At 44.0% G+C, this 20,889-nt stretch carries 13 protein-coding genes; 4 read left to right on the top strand and 9 right to left on the bottom strand.

Annotated features, from left to right (window positions below):
• Window positions 1–2 precede the first annotated feature (2 nt).
• The 6 genes from T426_RS0111580 to T426_RS0111555 form a co-directional block, all read right to left on the bottom strand.
• Window positions 3–2,231 (bottom strand): heavy metal translocating P-type ATPase, encoded by a 2,229-nt coding sequence (locus T426_RS0111580; RefSeq protein WP_025865312.1) that lies wholly within the window; start codon window positions 2,229–2,231, stop codon window positions 3–5.
• An 82-nt stretch (window positions 2,232–2,313) separates the two neighbouring features.
• Window positions 2,314–2,880: a helix-turn-helix domain-containing protein gene (locus T426_RS0111575; protein WP_025865313.1), complete on the bottom strand. Its 567-nt coding sequence runs from the start codon at window positions 2,878–2,880 to the stop codon at window positions 2,314–2,316.
• Window positions 2,881–2,929: 49 nt separating this feature from the next.
• Window positions 2,930–4,822: a biosynthetic arginine decarboxylase gene (speA, locus tag T426_RS0111570; protein WP_025865314.1), complete on the bottom strand. Its 1,893-nt coding sequence runs from the start codon at window positions 4,820–4,822 to the stop codon at window positions 2,930–2,932.
• Window positions 4,823–5,024: 202 nt separating this feature from the next.
• Window positions 5,025–6,158 carry a lipid II:glycine glycyltransferase FemX gene (locus T426_RS0111565; RefSeq protein ID WP_025865315.1) on the bottom strand — a complete coding sequence of 378 codons (1,134 nt, stop codon included), beginning with the start codon at window positions 6,156–6,158 and terminating at the stop codon, window positions 5,025–5,027.
• Window positions 6,159–6,328: 170 nt separating this feature from the next.
• A complete protein-coding gene (locus tag T426_RS0111560; protein WP_025865316.1) occupies window positions 6,329–7,240 on the bottom strand; it encodes a sugar phosphate isomerase/epimerase family protein in 912 nt (303 codons plus the stop codon).
• A gap of 107 nt (window positions 7,241–7,347) precedes the next feature.
• Window positions 7,348–8,037 (bottom strand): aspartate/glutamate racemase family protein, encoded by a 690-nt coding sequence (locus T426_RS0111555; RefSeq protein ID WP_025865317.1) that lies wholly within the window; start codon window positions 8,035–8,037, stop codon window positions 7,348–7,350.
• 304 nt (window positions 8,038–8,341) lie between these two features.
• On the opposite strand from T426_RS0111555, the gene T426_RS0111545 reads away from it, so the two are divergent.
• Window positions 8,342–9,031: a protein-L-isoaspartate(D-aspartate) O-methyltransferase gene (locus tag T426_RS0111545; protein WP_027585727.1), complete on the top strand. Its 690-nt coding sequence runs from the start codon at window positions 8,342–8,344 to the stop codon at window positions 9,029–9,031.
• 77 nt (window positions 9,032–9,108) lie between these two features.
• Here T426_RS0111545 and acs read toward each other — a convergent pair whose 3' ends face one another.
• The gene (gene acs, locus T426_RS0111540) at window positions 9,109–11,022 is read right to left on the bottom strand and encodes an acetate--CoA ligase (protein ID WP_025865319.1); all 1,914 of its coding nucleotides are present in this window, start codon (window positions 11,020–11,022) and stop codon (window positions 9,109–9,111) included.
• A gap of 263 nt (window positions 11,023–11,285) precedes the next feature.
• Window positions 11,286–12,134 (bottom strand): bifunctional transcriptional activator/DNA repair enzyme AdaA, encoded by an 849-nt coding sequence (locus T426_RS0111535; RefSeq protein ID WP_025865320.1) that lies wholly within the window; start codon window positions 12,132–12,134, stop codon window positions 11,286–11,288.
• A gap of 217 nt (window positions 12,135–12,351) precedes the next feature.
• Between T426_RS0111535 and argS the strand changes: the two genes are divergently transcribed.
• The 3 genes from argS to T426_RS23515 all read left to right on the top strand — a co-directional run bounded on the left by argS (window position 12,352) and on the right by T426_RS23515 (window position 18,195).
• Window positions 12,352–14,142, top strand: coding sequence for an arginine--tRNA ligase (gene argS, locus T426_RS0111530; protein WP_025865322.1), 1,791 nt, complete (start codon window positions 12,352–12,354; stop codon window positions 14,140–14,142).
• A 138-nt stretch (window positions 14,143–14,280) separates the two neighbouring features.
• Window positions 14,281–14,571 (top strand): PQ-loop domain-containing transporter, encoded by a 291-nt coding sequence (locus tag T426_RS0111525; protein ID WP_025865323.1) that lies wholly within the window; start codon window positions 14,281–14,283, stop codon window positions 14,569–14,571.
• Window positions 14,572–14,715: 144 nt separating this feature from the next.
• On the top strand, window positions 14,716–18,195 hold the full coding sequence (locus T426_RS23515; RefSeq protein WP_025865324.1) for a PAS domain-containing hybrid sensor histidine kinase/response regulator: 3,480 nt from the start codon (window positions 14,716–14,718) through the stop codon (window positions 18,193–18,195).
• A 55-nt stretch (window positions 18,196–18,250) separates the two neighbouring features.
• Here the strand turns inward: T426_RS23515 and T426_RS0111515 are convergent, their stop codons facing one another.
• On the bottom strand, window positions 18,251–20,884 hold the full coding sequence (locus T426_RS0111515; protein ID WP_027585726.1) for a DUF5916 domain-containing protein: 2,634 nt from the start codon (window positions 20,882–20,884) through the stop codon (window positions 18,251–18,253).
• Between the last annotated feature and the right edge of the window lie 5 nt (window positions 20,885–20,889).

Raw genomic sequence — 20,889 nt, 5'->3', positions numbered from 1 at the left:
TATTAAAGTGTTTTCCATTTTAAACGCAGACTGTTCGACACGACCGAAACCGAGCTGAATGCCATGGCCGCTGCAGCAATCATTGGGTTCAGCAGGAATCCGTTGAAAGCATACAGTACACCGGCAGCAATCGGGATACCAATTACGTTGTAAATAAATGCCCAGAACAGGTTCTGTTTAACAGTTGCTACGGTTTGTTTCGAAAGTTTCAATGCTTTGGGAATGCTGTTCAGGTCGGAGGTGGTCAATGTCATTTTGGCCACATCGATGGCAATGTCCGAGCCTTTTCCCATAGCAATACTGATATCAGCCTGAGCTAAAGCCTGCGAGTCGTTGATTCCGTCACCTACCATGGCTACGGTTTTGCCTTGTTGCTGCAGTTCCTTCACGAATTCGGCCTTGTCGCCGGGCAGAATACCTGCTTTGAAATATTTCAGACCTACCTGTCGCGATACCGATTCAGCGGTCTGCTCGTTGTCGCCGGTCAGCATGTAAACTTCGATGCCTTCCTTTTGCAGATGCTTGATAGCTGCTTTCGAAGTATCTTTTATCTGGTCGGCAATAGCAATCACTGCCAGTATTTTTTTCGCATTCGCGAAGAAAATGACCGTCTGTGCTTCCTGTTGCATTTTTTCGGCTTTCGCCCGAATGTCCTCCGGTAGGTCAATTTTATTTTCTTCCAAGAGTCGATTGTTCCCGACAAAGTAGACTTCTTCTGCGAAAGCAGCCTTTACACCTTGTCCGGTAATACTTTCGAATTGCTGAGGTTGAGTTCCGTTTACTTTTTTATTGCTGAAGTGCTCTTCAACTGAGCTCGCTAGCGGATGCTCTGATTGTTTCTCCATTCCGAGCAGTAACGATGTCAGTTGCTCCTGGTCTGCATTCTCACTCCAGATGATGTCGGTAACCACCGGTTTTCCTTCCGTGATAGTTCCGGTTTTATCGAGAATCACAGCATCTACTTTGTGTGCCGTTTCCAGGCTTTCGGCGTCCTTAATTAGAATGTTATTTTCGGCACCTTTACCAATTCCTACCATGATAGCGGTTGGAGTGGCCAATCCCAACGCACATGGACAAGCAATGACCAATACGGTGATGGCGGCCAGCAGCGCATGTGTAAAAGCCTGTTCTCCTCCGAAAATCATCCAGACGATAAATGTCAGAAGAGAGATTCCCATGACGACCGGGACGAAAATACCGGCAATTTTATCGACCAGCTTTTGCACCGGAGCTTTACTTCCCTGGGCTTCCTGTACCATTTTTATGATGTGTGCCAGCAGAGTTTCGCCGCCGACTTTTTCGGCACGGAACCGGAAACTTCCTTTTTGATTGATGGTTCCGGCGAATACTTTCTTGCTTTCTGTTTTCTCGACCGGAATCGGTTCTCCGCTGATCATACTTTCGTCGACAAAGGAGTTGCCGTTGGTCACTTTTCCGTCCACTGGAATTTTTTCGCCGGGTTTTACCAGCAGAATATCGCCAATGGTTACATCCTTGATAGGGACGGTTATTTCGGTTCCGTCTTCAGCAATCCTAACAACCGTTTTGGGTTGCAGGCCAATTAATTTTTTTATGGCTGATGAAGTATTTGACTTGGCCCGATCTTCCAAAAGTTTTCCCAGCAGAATGAAGGCAATAATGGCAGCGGCAGCTTCGTAATACACATGCGCATCGAAGCCTTTGCTGGTCCAGAATTCAGGATATAACGTATTGAACAGACTGAAGAGAAATGCAATTCCGGTACTCACAGCCACCAGTGTGTCCATGTTGGCCACCCGGTGTTTCATTTGTTTCCAGGCATTTACATAGAAGCGTTTCCCGAAGATGAATACAACCGGAAGCGTAAGCGCTAGTTCAATCCATTTTGCATAAGGCATATTAGGTAGAAACATGGCGATGACCACAATCGGGATGGAGAACAATACTGCTCCCAATGTGTGCTTCTTCAATTGATCATATTCTTTTCGCTGGATTTCTTCTACGGTCTCTCCGGCAGTTTCGCTGCCTTCCACTATTAGGTCGTAACCCACAGCCTGAATAGCGGTCTTCATCCCCGCAGGTTGTATGACCTGCTGGTCCCATTTCACCAGAACACTGGCATTCGCAAAGTTCACTTTGGCATCGATCACACCATTCGTTGCATTCAGGATGGTTTCGACACTTAGTGAACAGGACGCACAGCTCATCCCGGTAACGGGAAAGGTTTGCGTTATGTAATTTGAAGCTGACATAGCATAAAGTTTTATTATGCTACAAAGCTACTGTTGAAAGGGTCTTCGGATGTTACAGGATTTTTGAAAAGAGTTATACAATTTACAGTTTATCGAGTGGGGTGCGTTGCCTCACGTCTTTCAGTTTTTTGAAATGGCTGGGCGTTAAGTCGGTGATTTTTTTGAATTGCCCGCTAAGGTGTGCTACGCTGGAATATCCCATTTGATAGGCTATTTCGCTCAGCGTAAGTTCGTCATATACGAGCAGCTCTTTAACCTTTTCGATTTTTTGCTGAATGTAGTAATGCTCGATGGTTGTTCCTTCGATAGAAGAAAAGAGATTACTGAGGTAATGGTAATCGTAATTGAGATGCGCTCGGATGTAATCCGAAAGTTTGATTTGAATCGGCTCATCGTTTTGGTGAACTAATTCAATGATGAGTGTTTTGATTTTTTCCACCAACATGCTGTTCTTGTCGTCGAGCAATTCGAATCCGAGAGGTTCAATGTTGGTTTTTATTTGCTTCATTTGGTCGGGAGAGAGTTCCATTTGACCAAAATCTACTTCTCCCAGTTCCACAGAAATAGGATCCAGTTTCAGATCGTTGAGCTGGTTTTTAATCACCAGCTTACAACGATCGCAAACCATATTTTTGATGTAAATCTTCACTTTGTCTTTTTTCCAAAGAGTCTCTTATTTCGGCTTTTGCCGGAAATATCTACTCGAGGTAAGTGTATCCGTACAGTCCTGAGCGGTAGTTCGACAAGAACTCTTTTCCTTCCTCAGCTGAAATTTTCCCGGCTTTGACGGATGAGGTTACCCAGGTTTCGACGGTACGGACCAGTTTCTTCGGATTATATTGCACATAGTCGAGAACTTCGGCTACTGTTTCTCCGTCGATAATTTGGTCGATGCTGTATCCCTTGTCGTCAACAGATACATGAACCGCGTTGGTATCGCCGAAAAGGTTGTGCAAATCGCCCAGTATTTCCTGGTAAGCACCTACGAGGAATACCCCGATATAGTATGACTCTTTTGCTTTGAGTGAATGAACAGGCAGGTAGTACGAAAAGTTCCGGGTCGAAATGAAATTGTTGATCTTGCCGTCCGAATCACAGGTGATGTCCTGTAAAGTTGCCGAGCGTTCTGGTTTTTCGCCCAACCGCTGAATTGGAATGATCGGGAAAATCTGGTCGATGGCCCAGGAATCAGGCAATGACTGAAACAGTGAGAAGTTACAGAAATATTTATCGGATAATAACTTCGGTAAGTTCAGTAATTCTTCCGGAACATGCTTCAGTTTACTGGCCATTTGATGGACCTCGCGGGCAATGGACCAAAATAGCCGTTCAATTTGCGCGCGGGTCTTCAAATCGACCAGTCCAAGGCTAAAACGGTCGAGTGCTTCTTCCCTGATTTGTTGTGCGTCGTGCCAGGTTTCCAGCATTCGTGGCTGGTTCAGTGTATCCCATGATGCGTGTAATTCTTTCACCAGGTCATGTGCATCTTCGGATAATTCTTCCTCTTCATCCCAGCTCGGCAAAGTAGCCGATTCAAGTACCTCGAATATGAGTACCGAGTGATGGGCCGCTAGTGAACGTCCTGATTCGGTGATAATATTGGGATGTGGAATATCGTGTTCGTTGCTGGCATCGACCATCGATGAAGTGGCATCGTTCACGTATTCCTGAATGCTGTAGTTCACGCTGCTTTCGCTGTTGGCTGAACGGGTTCCGTCGTAATCGACACCCAGACCACCGCCAATGTCGACAAATTGAACCGGGAAGCCATTGAGGTGGAGGTGCACGTAAAACTGTGCGGCTTCGCGCAAAGCAATTTTGATACGACGAATTTTATTAACCTGACTGCCAATATGGAAGTGTACCAGCTTCAGGCAATCCTGCATCTTGTTCTCTTCCAGGAAATCCATGGCAACCAGTAATTCGCTGGAAGTAAGACCAAATTTACTGACATCTCCGCCTGAATCTTCCCATTTTCCACTGCCGGAACTGGCCAGTTTGATACGGATTCCAATGTTGGGACGAATCTTCAAACGCTTGGCAATGCGCGTTATCAGTTTCAGTTCGTTCAGTTTTTCTACCACCAGGAAAATCCGGCGACCCATTTTTTGCGCCAACAAAGCAAGTTCAATGTAATCTTCGTCTTTGTATCCGTTGCAAATAATGAGAGAATCATTGTCGGTGTTCACACCGATGACGGCGTGCAATTCCGGTTTGGAGCCAGCTTCCAGTCCAATGTTGAATTTCTTACCGTGACTGACAATCTCCTGAACAACAGGTCGCATTTGATTTACCTTGATAGGGTAGACGGTAAAATTCTGCGCCTTATATCCGTATTCCTCAGCTGCTATTTTAAAGCAACTTTCCATTTTTTCAATCCGGCTATCTAATATATCTGGAAAACGTATCAGCATGGGAGCGGAAACATCGCGAAGCTGAAGTTCATCAACTAACTCCTTCAAGTCAACCTGAACGCTGTCCTTCTTAGGCGTTACGACAACATGTCCCTTCTCGTTAATCGAAAAATAATTTATTCCCCAGCCAGTAATGTTGTACAATTCGGCAGAATCTTCAACGCGCCATTTTCTCATTTTTGCGACTTGTTACTAATTTGTTCGTTATTCAGTTTATAATCACCTGTTTTTTGCCGGTAAGGGCAAGTCGTTAATTTACGTTTTCGGGCTAAAATTAGGAAAAAATTGTTGGTTTGTTTTCCGGTATAACAAACGCGAACCCCTTATTTTTTATTTAATATGTTAAAATTTGATGTGGGATGTTATATCTATCTGTAAATTAACGAATATGATATCCCTGGCTATTCCGCTCGGCCATCATAAATAACTTGTATTGCTCTTCATTTAGCGGGTAATCCCAACAGCCCATCCGGTGATACAATTCACCGCCAAATCCGGTTTTAAAGCGGTAAAGTCCGTACATGGGATGTGAAGGTTCCGGAGTTGGCGATACACCAAACATGTCGTATTCGGTGCAACCTTTTTGGCGGGCAATTTTTATGGCCTCCCATTGTAACGCGTATGTAGCCATCTTGTTTCGGTTGTGAGACGAGGATGCTCCGTACAGATAAGTAGCTCGTTTTCCGGTTACCACCAGAAACATTCCGGCTAACGGTATTCCCTCCGAGTCGGCCAGAAGCATGTGCACATCGGCGGGTGAAGCGGTATTGGAAGCCTGTGTTTCCAGTACGGTACGGAAGTAATTGATGTCGTCGAGTACGATGCCGTTGCGAATAGCGGTTTGTTTATATAACTCGTACCATACAGGTAAATTATCGAAGCTGACTTCCTTTACTTCCACTCCTTTACGTTTCGACAAACGAATATTATAACGTGTTTTGGGCTTCATTCGCTGAAGCAACGTATCGTGATTGTGACTCAAATCCAGGAAAATAGTATGAGAGGGGAGCAAATCGGAAGGAGCTTTGCGCAGGTTCCAGTTTTGCGTATTGAAGTTGACACGCATTTCCTGGTAGTGTGGTTCCGGAGGTCCCAACCAGTCATCCCGGTCATTGAAACGGTTTTCGTCTTCCGCCCACGGCGATTCCCAAATCAGATCGTAACGGATTAGGATGGTATTCGACGGGAGAAACGGACGAATGCTTTCGGATAGCTCTTCGAGGTACAATCCGCGAAAATCCTCATCGGGATTGAGAAGCGGACCGTATGGAATGTAAGCAACCTGGTGATCGGCTCCCACTTGCTGCATGACCACCAGCAGATCGTCGGTTACCGATTTTGCAAGATTTGAAGCAGATTCATTAATTTTTATGTCTGCATGGGGGACTTTGATGTCGAAGGCGCGTGTTTCGTATCCCTGGTTTTCTTTCACTTTGGCCCAAAAAGCTGTTTGCTGTGGGACAGCTGCAGGTTTGATTTGCTCCGTGTATTTCGGTTCAATGTCAATATGCATTCCGCTTTTTGTGGGGCAAAGAAAAGGCAATTTTTATACAATGAAAAATAATAGGTAATTAACTGTTTATTAAACGTTTTTAAGCGAAGTGTTGTCTGTGCTCTTGAGTTGCCTTTGTTAAAAAAGGCGCTCTATTGGAACGCCTTTTTTCTGCTATCGGGAAATGATTTCTAGTAGCCCCATTGCTTCATTATTTTCAGGTCTTCGTCCATACAGGCCAACGGATCTTGTTCCTGATATGATTCCTGCTCGATGATGAAATATCTGGTTCCACCCATTTTTCGTCCCAGCTCGATAACCTCTTTTGTTCCGATGATTCCTTTTCCCAGAATCGTGCTTTCGTATTTTTCTTCACCCGGAACTTTTATTTCATCCTTCACGTGAATCAATTCGAAACGTCCCGGATACTGTTTCAATACTTCGGCTGCTCTTCCACCTGAAATGTACATATTGCCGATGTCGAGCTGTTGAGCGACCAGTGCAGGATCTGTCTGTTCCATGATAATGTCATAAATTTTCTTTCCTTTCAGCTTTTCGCCGAATTCAAAATCATGGTTGTGGTAGCCGAATTTCATGCCTGATTTTTGGCATAGTTCGCCGCTTTTGTTGAATATCTCGAGAAACGCTGACAAGCGATCATAATCTGTTCGCAAGCTTTCATCCAGCCAGGGGCTGATGACATAATGCTGTCCCATTTCAGCAGCATCGTCAACGGTTTGTTTCCATTCGTCGGTAAAGTCTTTCTGCTTATCATCCCAATGCTCTGCACGCATCACGGTATGTCCGCAGGGCATTTTCATGTTCAGGTCGGCCAAAACTTTTTTGAATTCCGGAACGGTATATCCATAGAATTTTCGGTTGGCATAACCAGCGTGTTCAACATTGTGGTAGCCCATCTTGGCGAGTTGAGTTAGTGTTGCCAGTGGATCTTTTTTCATTGCATCGCGAACCGAGTAAAGTTGAAGGCCGGTGACGATTTCATCAGATGCTGTATTACCCCCAAGTGCCAAGCGAGGGAATACAGCTGCAGCGGTAAGCGCTACAGCACTTTTTCTCAGGAAACTTCTTCTTGAATTGTTCATGGTTTAGTTTGTTCGTTTATGATTGGCTTTTAAAGTAGTCAGGATTTAAAACTAACCTATTTTCAGGTAAATACCACGAAAGGTTCATTGAAAATAGGATGGATAGGTTAATCTTTCAATGCAAATTCCACGGCAGCTTCTGCATGTATTTTCAATGTGTCAAATAGTGCCAGTCTGGTATCTTCCTGATGAATGAGTAACGGAATTTCGGTGCATCCGAGAATCATTCCTTCAGCACCTTTTTCAGCCAGTTGGTTCATGATTTCCAGGAAACGACTTTTCGATGTGGCACTGAATATCTCTTTTTCCAATTCGTGCCAAATAACATGATCGATAAATTGACGATCTTCCTTTTCTGGAACCAGCACTTCAATGCCATGTTTGGCCAGGCGCTTTTTGTAAAAATCCTTTTCCATCGTCAACATGGTACCTAAAAGTCCGACTTTCTGGAAACCTTTTGCTTTGATGGCTTCGGCTGTAGCATCGGCAATGTGGAGCAGAGGAACCGGAAGTTCAGTCATGAGTTTATCAGCATGCAGGTGCAGCGTGTTGGCGCCGAGCATCACAAAGTCAGCTCCTGCATCAATAAGTCTCAGCAGGTTTGTTTTGATGTAAGCATACACTTCCTGTGGACCTTGTTTTTTCAGTTCATTTAGCTCGGCAAAATTGACTGAGTGCATAAAAATACGCGCAGAACTCAATCCACCGAGTCGTTCATTCGCCCCTTGGTTCAGGTAACGATAATATTCCAGGGTGGAAACCCAGCCGGTTCCACCGAATAGTCCAATTGTTTTCATGTTTGTCGATTTAAGATTAAGGCCTGTTAAGTTAATGAAGAATGACAATTCCCGACTGTTTATCTACATCTTTTTGGGGCAGATACTTTTGGATAGTCAAGATATTTTTCATCTGGGGAAAGACGTTACTTTTTCGTTTTGCTGTAATTATTAATCAGTGGATAATACTAATGGAAGGATTAGAAAACATATGTATAAAGGCTTTTACAGGTTGGGAATTTAACGGATAACAGATAGCTTTGGACGTATATAATTGTTTGATTCCCTAATCGAAATTCCGTACATTAACGCAAAATGAAGTACAATGAAACTAATAACCATACTGCTACTTATATTTTTATTCCCATTGCTGGCGTGCGCCCAGGAGGACTTTGAGGCCAAGCGTATAGAAATGGTGAAAAAGCAAATCATTGCCAGGGGCATCAATGATGGTCCAACTATTCGGGCTATGCGCAAAGTTCCCCGTCAGGATTTTGTTCCGGATGCGTACCGCGATCAGGCATATAGAGATGCTCCGCTTTCGATAGGCTATGGACAGACCATCTCACAGCCTTATATTGTGGCGTTAATGACTGAAAAAACAAAACCTTCGAAAGGTAAAAAAGCATTAGAAATTGGAACGGGATCAGGCTACCAGGCTGCTGTTCTCGCCGAAATTGTCGATTCGGTTTATACCATCGAATTGATTCCCGGCTTAGCCAGGCATGCCGCTAAAGTACTTTCCGGACTTCATTACGATAATGTGGTGCCGAAACAAGGTGATGGGTACCGTGGCTGGCCCGAACATGCGCCTTTCGATATCATTTTGGTAACGGCTGCCGGCGATCATATTCCCCGTCCATTAATTAACCAGTTGGCTGAAAACGGCCGGTTGATCATGCCGGTTGGACAGCCCGGGAGCTTTCAACAATTGGTATTGCTGACCAAACGAAATGGTAGAATCAAACGAAAAAATCTCGCGACAGTTCAGTTTGTTCCGCTCCAGCGGGAATAATTTATATCAGAATGTATAGGACATAAGAAAGCCGGAGCTGTTTCAACTCCGGCTTTTATTTTATTGTTTGTAATCGATTATCGTTTAACATCAACTAATGCGCCGTCGATAATTTGATCAACCACTTCCTCGTCGAGCAGCGTGGTGATATCACCGAGGTTGGAAGCGTCGCCTTCCGCAATTTTCCGTAATATTCTTCGCATAATCTTACCGGAACGGGTTTTGGGCAAGCTCGGAACCAACTGGATAATGTCGGGCTTGGCGATTGGACCGATGATCTTATTGACACCTTTCATAATCGAATTACGGATACCATCTTCACCTCCGGTCGATAGTTCGCCACAAACGACAAAAGCATAGATCCCTTGTCCTTTGATGGCATGCGGATAACCCACGACTGCCGATTCATTGACCAGCGGGTGCTCATTGATGGCATTCTCAATTTCTGCTGTTCCCAACCGGTGTCCTGAAACGTTGATCACATCGTCAACACGACCGAGAATTCGGTAGTAACCATCTTCATCACGTTTCACACCGTCGCCGGTGAAGTACATATTTTCGAAACGGGAGAAATAGGTATCTTTCATCCGTTCGTGATCACCCCAAATGGTACGAAGCATTCCGGGCCAGGGATATTTGATACAGAGATTTCCTTCCACACTGTTTCCTACCAGTTCTTTTCCGCTGTTATCGACAACCACGGGTTGCACTCCCGGCAGAGGCATGGTGGCAAATGAAGGTTTCGTTGGAGTAACGCCGGCAATTGGACTAATCATAATACCTCCAGTTTCGGTTTGCCACCAGGTATCAACAATGGGGCAACGGTTTTTACCGATGTGGTCGTGGTACCAGTGCCATGCCTCTTCATTAATGGGCTCACCAACAGTTCCTAAAACCTTCAGAGAGTCAAGCCTTTTACCTTCAATGAACTCGGAGCCTTTAGCCAATAAAGCACGAATAGCGGTTGGTGCCGTATAGAATTGATTTACCTTGTATTTTGCTACAATGTCCCAGAAACGACCGGCATCGGGCCAGGAGGGAACTCCTTCGAACATGAGTGTTTGCGCACCATTTAGTAACGGACCGTAAACAATGTAGGAGTGCCCGGTAATCCAGCCGATATCGGCGGTACAGAAATACACATCACCCGGGTTGTACTGGAAAACATTTTTAAATGTATAGGCCGTGTAAGTCATATATCCACCGGTGGTATGGACAATTCCTTTTGGCTTTCCGGTAGAACCGGAAGTGTATAAGATGAACAGTTCATCTTCCGAATCCATTTCTTCCGGCTCGCAATGGGCGGGCTCACCATGAATAGCATCATGCCACCAGATATCGCGGCCTTCTTTCATGTTAATGGACGAACCGGTTCGTTTTAATACAACTGAGTTTTTTATTGTGGGACAGTGCATCAATGCATCATCCGCGATATCCTTCAACGGTGTAATCTTGGAGCCCCGGTATCCGCCATCAGCTGTCAACAATATGGTGGCTTCGGCATCGTTTATCCGATCGGCCAGCGATTGAGCGGAGAAACCGGCAAAGACTACCGAATGGATGGCACCAATGCGGGCACATGCCAGCATTCCGACCGCCAGTTCCGGAACCATTGGCATATACAGTGCCACGCGATCGCCTTTGCGTACACCAAGCCGTTTCAAGGCGTTAGCAAACATGTTTACTTCTGCCAATAATTCTTTGTAGGTCAGCACGCGGTTGGCTTCTTCCGGATTGTTAGGTTCCCAGATAATGGCAGGCAAGTTGGCATGCGTATAGAGGTTTTTCTCAAAGATGTTCTCCGTAATGTTGAGCTTTCCGTTGATGAACCATTTGATTTCAGGCTTTTTGAAATCCCATTCAACGGTTTTATCCCAACGTTTTCTCCAGAAAAACGATTCAGCAACCTGATTCCAGAACGCTTCGGGATTGGCTATTCCTTTTTGACATTCGTGAATGTAACCTCCTAAGGAATGAATTTTTGGTACCATGTGATCTTATTTTAGTAGTGTTTGGATTTCGGAAAATGCCATAATTTATATTGAATAAAAATAAGAATCAAGTATTGAGGTCACATAGTATCGATACCCGGAATATCATAATTAAGAATTATGACTCAGAAAAGAAGAAAAAAGGACAGTGTTTGGTTGTATTTGTGTGTTTGTAGCTGTTGGTTGTAAATATTGTTATTTCAACAAAGAGGCTAATTTTTATATCGTTTTAATCTAAATAAAAATAAAAGACAGTCATTATCTCAGAAAAGCGTTGTTTGAGATTCAGAATCCTGATTGGTTTGTGCTGCTTCCCGTCCAATCATGGCTCGTTTGCGAGCCGGGTTCCAGCGATAACCACCTGTTTCACCCATACTCTTAATAACCCTGTGACAAGGGATGAGATATCCTACCGGATTTTTCCCTATGGCCGTGCCAACCGCTCTTTGGGCAGACGGAGCATCGAGATGTGTGGCGATTACGCCATAACTAGTCAGAGCGCCTTCGGGAATTTGGAGCAAAGCCTGCCACACTTTCAGTTGAAACGGAGTTCCTTTTAGCCGCAGTGCAATTGGTGCATCTGTTTTTTCATGTTTAAAGAAAGCGGCCACATTTAGGTGTATCATCTTTTCCTTTTCAACCAGTTTAGCAGAAGGCCATTCTTCTCTTAGTAGTGCTGCGGCGGCGTCCTTTTCGTTAATGAAAAACAGGTTACAGATGCCCCGATCAGTTGATGCGACAACAAATTTCCCGTAAGGAGAGGATTGAACACTAAAATATATTGTCAGGTTTTCGCCTCCGTTTTTGTATTCGCCCGGCGTCATTCCTTCGAGTTTGACAAACAGATCATGCAAACGTCCGGTACCTGAAAGCCCTGTCTGGTGTGCTGTTTCAAACAACGACCGGTTTTCTTTCAGGCAGCCCTTGGCATATTTGAGTGTTAGGTACTGCAGGAACTTTTTAGGACTGATTCCGGCCCACTCAGTAAACAAACGCTGAAAATGATATGGACTCATGTTCACACTCGTTGCTACATCGTCGAGTGATGGCTGAAGACTGGCGTTGTCACGAATGTAGCCAAGTGCACGGGCAATTATTTCATACGTATCCATGTGGGTAAAGTAAAAGCGAATGCTCAACAGAAACAACCCGAAAATTGCTTTTTTCCGGTTTTATCGTCCAAATTTGATGATGGTCGTTTTCCTCCAACTTTAACTTTGTGTCATATTATGGAGGTTCGCAGCAATCAGTTACATTTCACGGAAGGAAATCTCATAGTGGTTTTCTATCTTTGCGGTTCGAAAAAAGGAATTGACAAATTACCCGGATATGGATATTGAAATCATCATCAGAGATAAGGTTATTGACGCGATTGAAAAACTTTACAGCCATAAAGCTGACCCGAACCAGGTTCAGATTCAGAATACGCGAAAAGATTTCGAAGGAGACAAAACTGTTGTTGTTTTTCCCTTTCTGCGATTATCGAAAAAATCACCCGAACAGACCGGTGAGGAATTGGGAAATTTTCTGACCGGGGAAGTAAGCGAAATTGCCGGATTCAACGTCGTAAAAGGTTTTTTAAACCTGGTTATCGATGGCAGCTACTGGATGAATCAGTTGAACGAAGCGGCAGGAGATAAGCAGTATGGTTTTTCTCCGGTTACCGACGAATCGGAATTGGTGATGATCGAGTATTCTTCACCGAATACCAATAAACCTTTGCATCTGGGGCATATCCGTAATAATCTGCTTGGCTTTTCCATCAGCGAAATTATGAAAGCCAACGGAAACAAGGTGGTGAAGACCAATATTGTTAACGATCGGGGGATTCATATCTGTAAATCGATGTATGCCTGGAAGACGCTTGGCAATGGAGAAACTCCGGCTTCATCTGGCAAAAAAGGTGATCACCTCGTAGGCGAATACTATGTGAAGTTTGATCAGTTGTATAAAAAAGAAATTTCCGAGCTGGTTGCCGGTGGCATGTCGGAGGACGAAGCTAAAGACAAAGCGCCATCCATTCTGGCTGCCCGCGACATGCTGCGTAAATGGGAAGCCAATGATGCGGAAGTACGACAATTGTGGGAAACGATGAATGGCTGGGTTTACCAGGGTTTCGATGAAACCTATAAGATGCTGGGAGTTGATTTTGACAAGATATATTACGAGTCGGATACCTACTTAATCGGGCGCGATGAGGTAATACGCGGACTAGACGAGGGATATTTCTATCGTCGCGAAGACGGTTCTGTGTGGGCCGATTTATCCGGTGAAGGACTTGACGAAAAAATCCTGCTTCGCTCCGACGGTACTTCGGTCTACATGACCCAGGATATTGGTACCGCTAAAATGCGTTTCGAGGATTACGATATCAATCACATGATTTATGTGGTGGGAAATGAGCAGAATTACCACTTCCAGGTGCTGGCTATTTTACTCGATAAACTTGGGTACAAATGGGGTAAGGATTTGTATCATTTCTCTTACGGCATGGTCGAACTTCCTCATGGTAAGATGAAATCACGGGAAGGTACCGTTGTCGATGCCGATGATCTGGTGGAAGGGATGATTGACGTGGCCCGGAAGGTATCTGAAGAGTTGGGTAAACTGGATGGTTACTCTGAAGAAGAGAAGAATAATATATACCGGATTGTGGCTCTTGGTGCCCTGAAGTATTTTATACTGAAAGTTGATCCGCGCAAAAGTATGCTATTCAATCCGGAAGAGTCCATCGACTTCAATGGAAATACGGGACCTTTTATTCAATACACCTATGCGCGTATTCAGAGTGTGCTTAGAAAAGCCACTGATTCAGGGCTGTCTATTCCTGAAAAGGCACCGTCGATTGCATGTAATGAAAAAGAAATTGAGCTGATTAAAACGATTAATCGCTTTCCATTTGTGGTGAAAGAAGCCGGCGATAACCATAGCCCTGCGCTTATTGCAAACTATGTGTACGACTTAGTGAAAGAATTCAACCAGTTTTATCACGATTACAGCATCGTGAATGAAACGGACGAAACGGTACGGTCGTTCAGGTTGGTACTGACCAGAACCGTTGGGCAGACCATTAAAAACGGATTTTCCCTGCTGGGAATTGAGGTGCCGGAACGAATGTAAATATTTTAAAATCACTGATTAGACCCCGACTATCTCCGAATATTCGGGGTTTCTTTTTGTTGGTCAGTGTTCGTTTAATGCTTCGGTAGGATTGCTGGATGGAAAGTTTTTACCTTTAAACACCAAAAATTTTAGCGTATGAATCCATTTGAATTTATCGGTTGGTTTGGAAACATTATTCTTAGTATCGGAGTCATTCCGCAGGTTATCCAAACATGGCGTACACATGATGTTTCCAGTTTCAACTGGCCATTTCTCCTAATGTGGGCTTTTGGCGTATTGTTTACTTTCATTTATATCGCTCAGGGCGACATGGCTCGTGGTTCTTTTCAATGGCCGCTTTGGCTCAATTATCTGGTCAACATACTAGCAACGTTCTATTTAGTTTATGCTAAATATAAATATGGAAAAACAGTTACGCCTGATTAAGGTTTAAAGCAGAGGGGATGTAAAATAATTACGATATCTTTTCGTTATTAAAGCAACAATTGGCGAATGTTCATTTTTTAGATTGGACGAAGGGGAGTCGAATATTCTGAAATTGTTATTTGCCAAACTTCGCATGTTGCTCATATGAAAAGAATCGTTATTTATCATATAGATACTACCGTTTCCGGGAAAATCCTGGATGCTATCTCTGATTGCTACGGATTCAGTGCTGTTTTCTTGAGTGATGTAGCATCTTTTTCTCAGGATATTCAGCGTATTAAACCGGATCTCCTCATCACAGGTACCGACGATTTTGCGAAATTGGCGGAAGAGCCCGGCATGCGTGATATTTTGTTTTCAGGCAAGTTTAAGGTTGTATTGGTCGCGAATTCCGGCGACAGTGATCTTTCAGAAATTCCTGAGTTTGTCACTATCGTTTCTGATGAATTTAATCCGAATAGTTTGAGAATTCTTCTCAAGGAGATGATGAGTGATTGTAAACGGGAGATCCATACAAGTGAACATCTTGAGTGGGTCATTCAGCATATTCCTACGGCCATCTTTTGGAAAGATACTCGTTTAAAATATTTGGGCTGCAACCAAATGTTTGCTGCCGATCGCGGGCTAAATAACCTTGAGCAAGCGACCGGACTGACCGATTTTGAACTGTTTTCTTCTGATGAAGCAGCCAGTAATATCGCCATAGACAGGGAAGTGCTTGCCACTGGGCAATCCAAAATAAACTACGTGGAAGCTGTCCCTAATCGTAACGGGAAAACGGAATGGTTGAGGAAAAGTAAAATTCCCATGCGGAATGAGAAAGGGGAAGTCATTGGCATTTTGGGAATGTATGAGAAAATTACTGACCAGAAGTTGGCTGAAGCAGAATTGGAAAAAGAGAAGGATTTTCTCCAGATGTTGATGGATAATATTCCCGACACCATTTACTTCAAGAATACAAAGTCGCAGTTTACTCGTATTAATAAAGCGCAGGCAAAAATATTAGGAGTTGCTACTCCAGAAGAAGCAATCGGTAAAACGGACGCAGATTATTTTGACAAACGACATGCGAGCCAGGCATTTGACGATGAACAAGAGTTGTTCACCCTTGGTATTCCGGTTGTCAATCAATTGGAAAAAATAGCTACAGCCGAAGGGCAGAAGTACGTAACTGCCACCAAAATTCCTATTCGTAATCAGGCAGATAAAATTATTGGTCTTGTTGGGATATCCAGAGATGTAACAACGGAGCAGGAATACAAGGAGAAGTTACGGCAGCAGCAGGAATTGGTCGATACGTTTTTGAAAAATAGTCCGGATATTATTTACTACAAGGATAGAAAAGCCAGGTATACCCGTATCAATGAGGCGCATGCCCGGTTAATGAGATTGGAAAAACCGGAAGATGCTATTGGCAAAACCGATTTCGAATTTCACGATCGCGAATTTGCAGAGCGATCTTATCAGGATGATATGAATCTGATGAGAACAGGGGAAGCGATCGTGGACAAGCTTCAGGAATTTGTAGATGCATACGGTGTACAGAGGTATGTAACCACAACCAAAATCCCGATTAGAGAGAAGGACGGAAGAGTGATAGGATTGGTTGGCGTTTCTCGGGATTATTCCGAGAGGAAAAAAATGGAGGAACGGTTGGACCATGAACGTCAATTGTTGCAGATACTGATGGATAGCGTGCCGGATGGTATTTATTTCAAAGATGCAGAGGCGCGTTTTACCCGGATTAACCAGGCAATGGCTCACTTGCTTGGAGTAGAAACAGCAGAAGAGGCGAAAGGGAAAACTAAAGCTGATTTTTTCAGAGAGGATGAAATCATTCAGATCAATCTTGATGAAAAAGAGCTGCTACTGACTGGAAAACCCATTATTAAAAGACCGGAAAAACTTACCATAGCCGATGGAACCGTTCGGTGGTTATCTGCTACCAAAATGCCGATTCGCGATAGCGAAGGAAAAATAATTGGGCTGGTTGGAATTTCAAGGGACAACACGATTGAGATTGAGGCCAAAAAGCATTTGGAGGTAGCCAAAAACAAAGCAGAAGAAGCCAACCGCGCCAAGAGCCTTTTTTTGGCCAATATGTCGCATGAAATCCGGACTCCAATGAATGGCGTTATTGGCATGGCGGATATTCTGAGAAAGACAGAACTAGATGAAGAGCAAAAGGAGTATCTCGATGTGATTACCAAATCGGGAAATAATCTGTTGTCTATCATTAACGACATTCTTGATTTCTCCAAGATTGAATCCGGGCGGATGGAGCTGGAATCGACACCAATCAATATCCGTAAGATTATTGAGGAAGTGGCTGATGTGTTGATTGTTAAGTCCAATAACAAAGGACTGGACCTGGTAACCTATATTGATGGGGCTATCCCTGATATGGTGGTGGGCGACCCTGTCCGGTTAAGGCAGGTGCTTATTAATCTCGCCAATAATGCAATCAAATTCACCAATAGTGGTGAAGTATTTATTTCAGCTGAACTGAAAGAGATTAATTCAACGGTTGAAGTGCTTTTTAAAGTAAAAGATACAGGAATCGGAATACCCAAAGAGGCGCAGGAAAAGTTGTTTGAATCCTTTACGCAGGTCGATTCATCAACAACCCGTAAGTATGGCGGGACCGGCCTGGGATTAGCCATTTCGAAGCGATTGTCTGAGCAGATGGGCGGAGAGATTGGCCTGGAAAGCAAAGCCAATCATGGCTCTTTGTTCTGGTTTACTGCCCGTTTTGAAAAGGCATCTGCTGAAATGGAGTATGACCAGCCGAAGGAAATTATTGAGCTGGAAAATGTGAAGGTTTTGATTGTTGATGATAATCGTACCAACCGGTTAATCTTTTCAAAATATCTTGAAAGCTGGGATTGCTCGTCGGATGAAGCTTCCAGTGGGATGCAGGCATTGAAGAAATTGAAAAATGCTGCTTCGAAAGGGAAACCTTATGATATAGCTTTGGTTGATTTTCAGATGAGCGAAATGGATGGACTTGATTTTGCCCGTCGCGTGAAAAAGGATCCCGCGATTGCTTCAACCAAACTGATACTGTTATCCTCCGTTTCTGATATCCTGCCGCGAGGGCAGGTGCATAGTGCTGGTTTTGAGTACTATTTAAACAAGCCGGTTAAACTCGATCATCTGTTGAATATTATGGCTAAGGTGACCGGAAAAGAGTTGCCTGAATCATTCTTACACTCCGGGCATCAAAAAAATGTAGGAGTTAACGGAAAGAAAAGAAATCTGAGAGTCCTGGTCGCAGAAGACAATGTGATTAATCAAAAGGTTGCCATGTTAACGCTTAAGTGCGTTTCCGATTCCATCGATTTGGCAAAAGATGGCGAGGAGGCGTGGCGGATGTACCGCGATAACAAGTACGATCTCATTATGATGGATATACAAATGCCTTTACTGAATGGCTATGAGGTAACAAAAATGATTCGTAAAAAGGAAGAGGAAGGAAAAGATAAGCCGATAAAAATCGTGGCCATGACGGCCAATGCTTTGCAGGAGGATGTCGATTTATGTTTAAGTATTGGTATGGATGCCTACTTGAGCAAGCCTTTTAAATCTGAAGATGTAATTGAGACAGTAGATAAACTATTTTAATGTTTTTCTTCTCTGAGATAAAATAAAAACCCCGCTTCATTGCGGGGTTTTTTCGTTAATGCAATCCAATCCGGTACGAGAATTTTATCAAAAAAACGTTATACGGTTGGTCGCCATTGAACAGGTCGTCGAAGCCCTGATTTAAACTAAAATCACCCAGGCTGTCGGAATAATCACGGGACTGAGACCAGACCAGGTAAACGGTTGAGCCGGGAGTATATTCCCAACGGACGACCAGATTCGATAGAAACTCGTTAAAATTAAAGTTAGGTTGCTCAAACGAGTAGTCAGTCGTCCCGTCTTGGTTTTCATCGATGTAGTACATCTCATCCGAACTGTTATACGTTAGTTGGTCTGGCTTAAAAGCACTGTATCGGTCAGAGAACTGATCTGCTTTGGGGTCGGTGATTGTTTTAAAATCGTTGTATTTCCCGGAAGCAAAAAACGGTTGTCCCCAGTACTGAATGGTCAGGTCGGGTGTCAGATTGATATTAACCCGCATCGAAAAACTCAGTACTTTCTGGTCGAGATGTGCCATCAGGTAGCGATTGTGGCCGTTGAAGGAGTATTCATCCACATACTGCAGCTCTCTTTCTTGTTTGTATAATGATGGCTCAAAGCTGAAGTTGAGGGTGTTATTGGGACGGTATTCGATCTCAGGCGAATAGGAGCTGGAGGTACGACTGTTAAATTTATTCCATCTGTTGTTTCCAAAATAAGACAGTTTCAGTTTTTTACGTTCATCCGTTTCAATACCATACCAAATATTCATTCCTCCCGGAACAATCATACCCGGACCTCCCCGTAGGATGTAATTGTCTACTTCGTCGCTATCAAAGTTCACTCCGCCATGGAATGACCAATAGTTCTTGAATTCAATGTAACCATTAACATTTCCACCTGAATTTAGATATTGCCCGCTGAAATCCCAGACGTTCCACTGGTTCAGATTCAAATTGGCTTTCCGCATAATCCCTTTGGGCTCGTTAAACCGGTAACCCATCCAGAATACCTGAAAAATCTGATCGGTCGAGCGAAGATAGCCCACATCATTTAGTTCCAGTCCGGGTGATTTGGCCATGGTTGCCAGCAGGAATTTCAGGTTGCCACCAGTTTTACCGAATTGCATATTTCCACCAAATCCGGAAAGACTGGTTCGTGTACTGTCCAAACGGATGTGCGTTGCATCTGGCCTTTGGAAATAATGCCTTGACGAGGTTTGCGTTTCCAGGAGGGCCTCTTTGGTGCCGTCAACTTTACTAAAGGCAGCATTTAGCGTAAATATGTAATTCTTATTATCGAAGTATTGGGTAAAATCGAATCCTCCCGTGGTCGCTGAGCGGTGGAGATAGTTCTTCAATACATCATCCAGTTGTCTGGAAGTATTGGTCACCATACCGCCAATCAGGGTGTTCCCTTTGTTTAAATCTTTTTGAACGCGGGAAACAAAGTAGTTGGTTAGTGGCTCAACAGCTTGCGAGTGCTGTTCACCCTCGTATGCAATCTTTGCTTTCTCTTCGGCAGCAACACTTTCAATTACTCCTACCGACCATCCTGATTCAGTTTTTCCGGTTAGTTTAGCCGCTCCAATGATGGAGGTGTTTTTTGGGCTATCGATGTATTCGTTGTCTCGTAAATCCGGTTCATACTGTGGTCTGCGGCCTATTCGGCGGGAATAAAACAGGTTTTCCTGCGAAAGATCGCCATCGCCAAACCCTAACGAGAAGCTGGTAATGTTCTTTCCTTCAATAAAAAAAGGACGTTTTTCACGGAAGAAAGTTTCGAACGCGGTCAGGTTAACTTCTGACGGATCGGCTTCTACCTGGCCAAAATCCGGATTAATGGTAAAATCGAGCGTCAGGTTATTGGTTACGCCAATCTTCCCGTCCAGGCCGGCTTTAAACCGGTTTTTATGGCCGGTTGAAAATGGATTGCCTTCTTCTTTCTGGTAAGATTCCACCCCAGCCACCATGTAGGGCGTCAGATCGAGTTGCTTTTTCGGCTTGATGTTGCCTAATCCCCCGAGTTCTCCGTATAAGTGAACAAATCCCGGAGCACTGCGGGCAATAGGTTGCCAGAAATCGGTTTCAGCATAACGATAAATGTAACGAACGACTTCCAGTCCCCAAACAGAGGACGAGTTCTTGTTGAATCGTAATTGTGTAAATGGTATCTTCATTTCAGCGCTCCATCCCCACGAAGTCAAGCTTGTTTTTACATACCAAATCGGATCCCAGGTATCATCTTCGTTGTCTCCGTCATTGGTCATGGTGGCGTCGTCTTTGACTCCCGAAGCCGTTACAATGAAATTGAAGGCAGTACGGCGGTCATGGTAGCTGTCGAACGAAATTCCAACATAATCACCATCAAGGTTGTCACGTCGGCTCATCCTTCTGACGATGCTGTCGGGAGCACTGTCAAACGCTTTAATACCGACATATATAAAATTGTCGTCGTACAGAATTTTGAAGGTCGTCTTCTGGCGGGGGGCTTTTCCTTCGTAAGGCTCTCTCTGCGTAAAGCTGTCTTCCCAGGGTCCCGATTTCCAATCGGCTTCAGACAAATTACCGTCAATTGTTATCGGGGACTGAAGCCGGGAGGTGTCGTACCTCTTTTTCTGAACTTCTTGTCCGAATGAATTGCTTAGTATGATGACCAGAAATATGAGTAGAAGAAAAGTTCTTTTCATGGTTT

Source organism: Prolixibacter bellariivorans ATCC BAA-1284, assembly GCF_000621705.1.
Classification (GTDB): Bacteria; Bacteroidota; Bacteroidia; order Bacteroidales; family Prolixibacteraceae; genus Prolixibacter; species Prolixibacter bellariivorans.
Note: the sequence above shows the minus strand (reverse complement) of the source record. Positions and strands in the feature narration are given on the sequence as shown.

Excerpts from the sequence above, each read along its gene's own strand:
- T426_RS23515 (WP_025865324.1), top strand. The coding sequence starts at position 14,716 with ATGAAAAGAATCGTTATTTATCATATAGATACTACCGTTTCCGGGAAA.
- T426_RS0111555 (WP_025865317.1), bottom strand. The coding sequence starts at position 8,037 with ATGAAAACAATTGGACTATTCGGTGGAACCGGCTGGGTTTCCACCCTG.
- speA (WP_025865314.1), bottom strand. The coding sequence starts at position 4,822 with ATGAGAAAATGGCGCGTTGAAGATTCTGCCGAATTGTACAACATTACT.
- T426_RS0111560 (WP_025865316.1), bottom strand. The coding sequence starts at position 7,240 with ATGAACAATTCAAGAAGAAGTTTCCTGAGAAAAAGTGCTGTAGCGCTT.
- T426_RS0111545 (WP_027585727.1), top strand. The coding sequence starts at position 8,342 with ATGAAACTAATAACCATACTGCTACTTATATTTTTATTCCCATTGCTG.
- T426_RS0111515 (WP_027585726.1), bottom strand. The coding sequence starts at position 20,884 with ATGAAAAGAACTTTTCTTCTACTCATATTTCTGGTCATCATACTAAGC.
- T426_RS0111565 (WP_025865315.1), bottom strand. The coding sequence starts at position 6,158 with ATGCATATTGACATTGAACCGAAATACACGGAGCAAATCAAACCTGCA.
- T426_RS0111535 (WP_025865320.1), bottom strand. The coding sequence starts at position 12,134 with ATGGATACGTATGAAATAATTGCCCGTGCACTTGGCTACATTCGTGAC.
- T426_RS0111525 (WP_025865323.1), top strand. The coding sequence starts at position 14,281 with ATGAATCCATTTGAATTTATCGGTTGGTTTGGAAACATTATTCTTAGT.
- acs (WP_025865319.1), bottom strand. The coding sequence starts at position 11,022 with ATGGTACCAAAAATTCATTCCTTAGGAGGTTACATTCACGAATGTCAA.
- argS (WP_025865322.1), top strand. The coding sequence starts at position 12,352 with ATGGATATTGAAATCATCATCAGAGATAAGGTTATTGACGCGATTGAA.
- T426_RS0111580 (WP_025865312.1), bottom strand. The coding sequence starts at position 2,231 with ATGTCAGCTTCAAATTACATAACGCAAACCTTTCCCGTTACCGGGATG.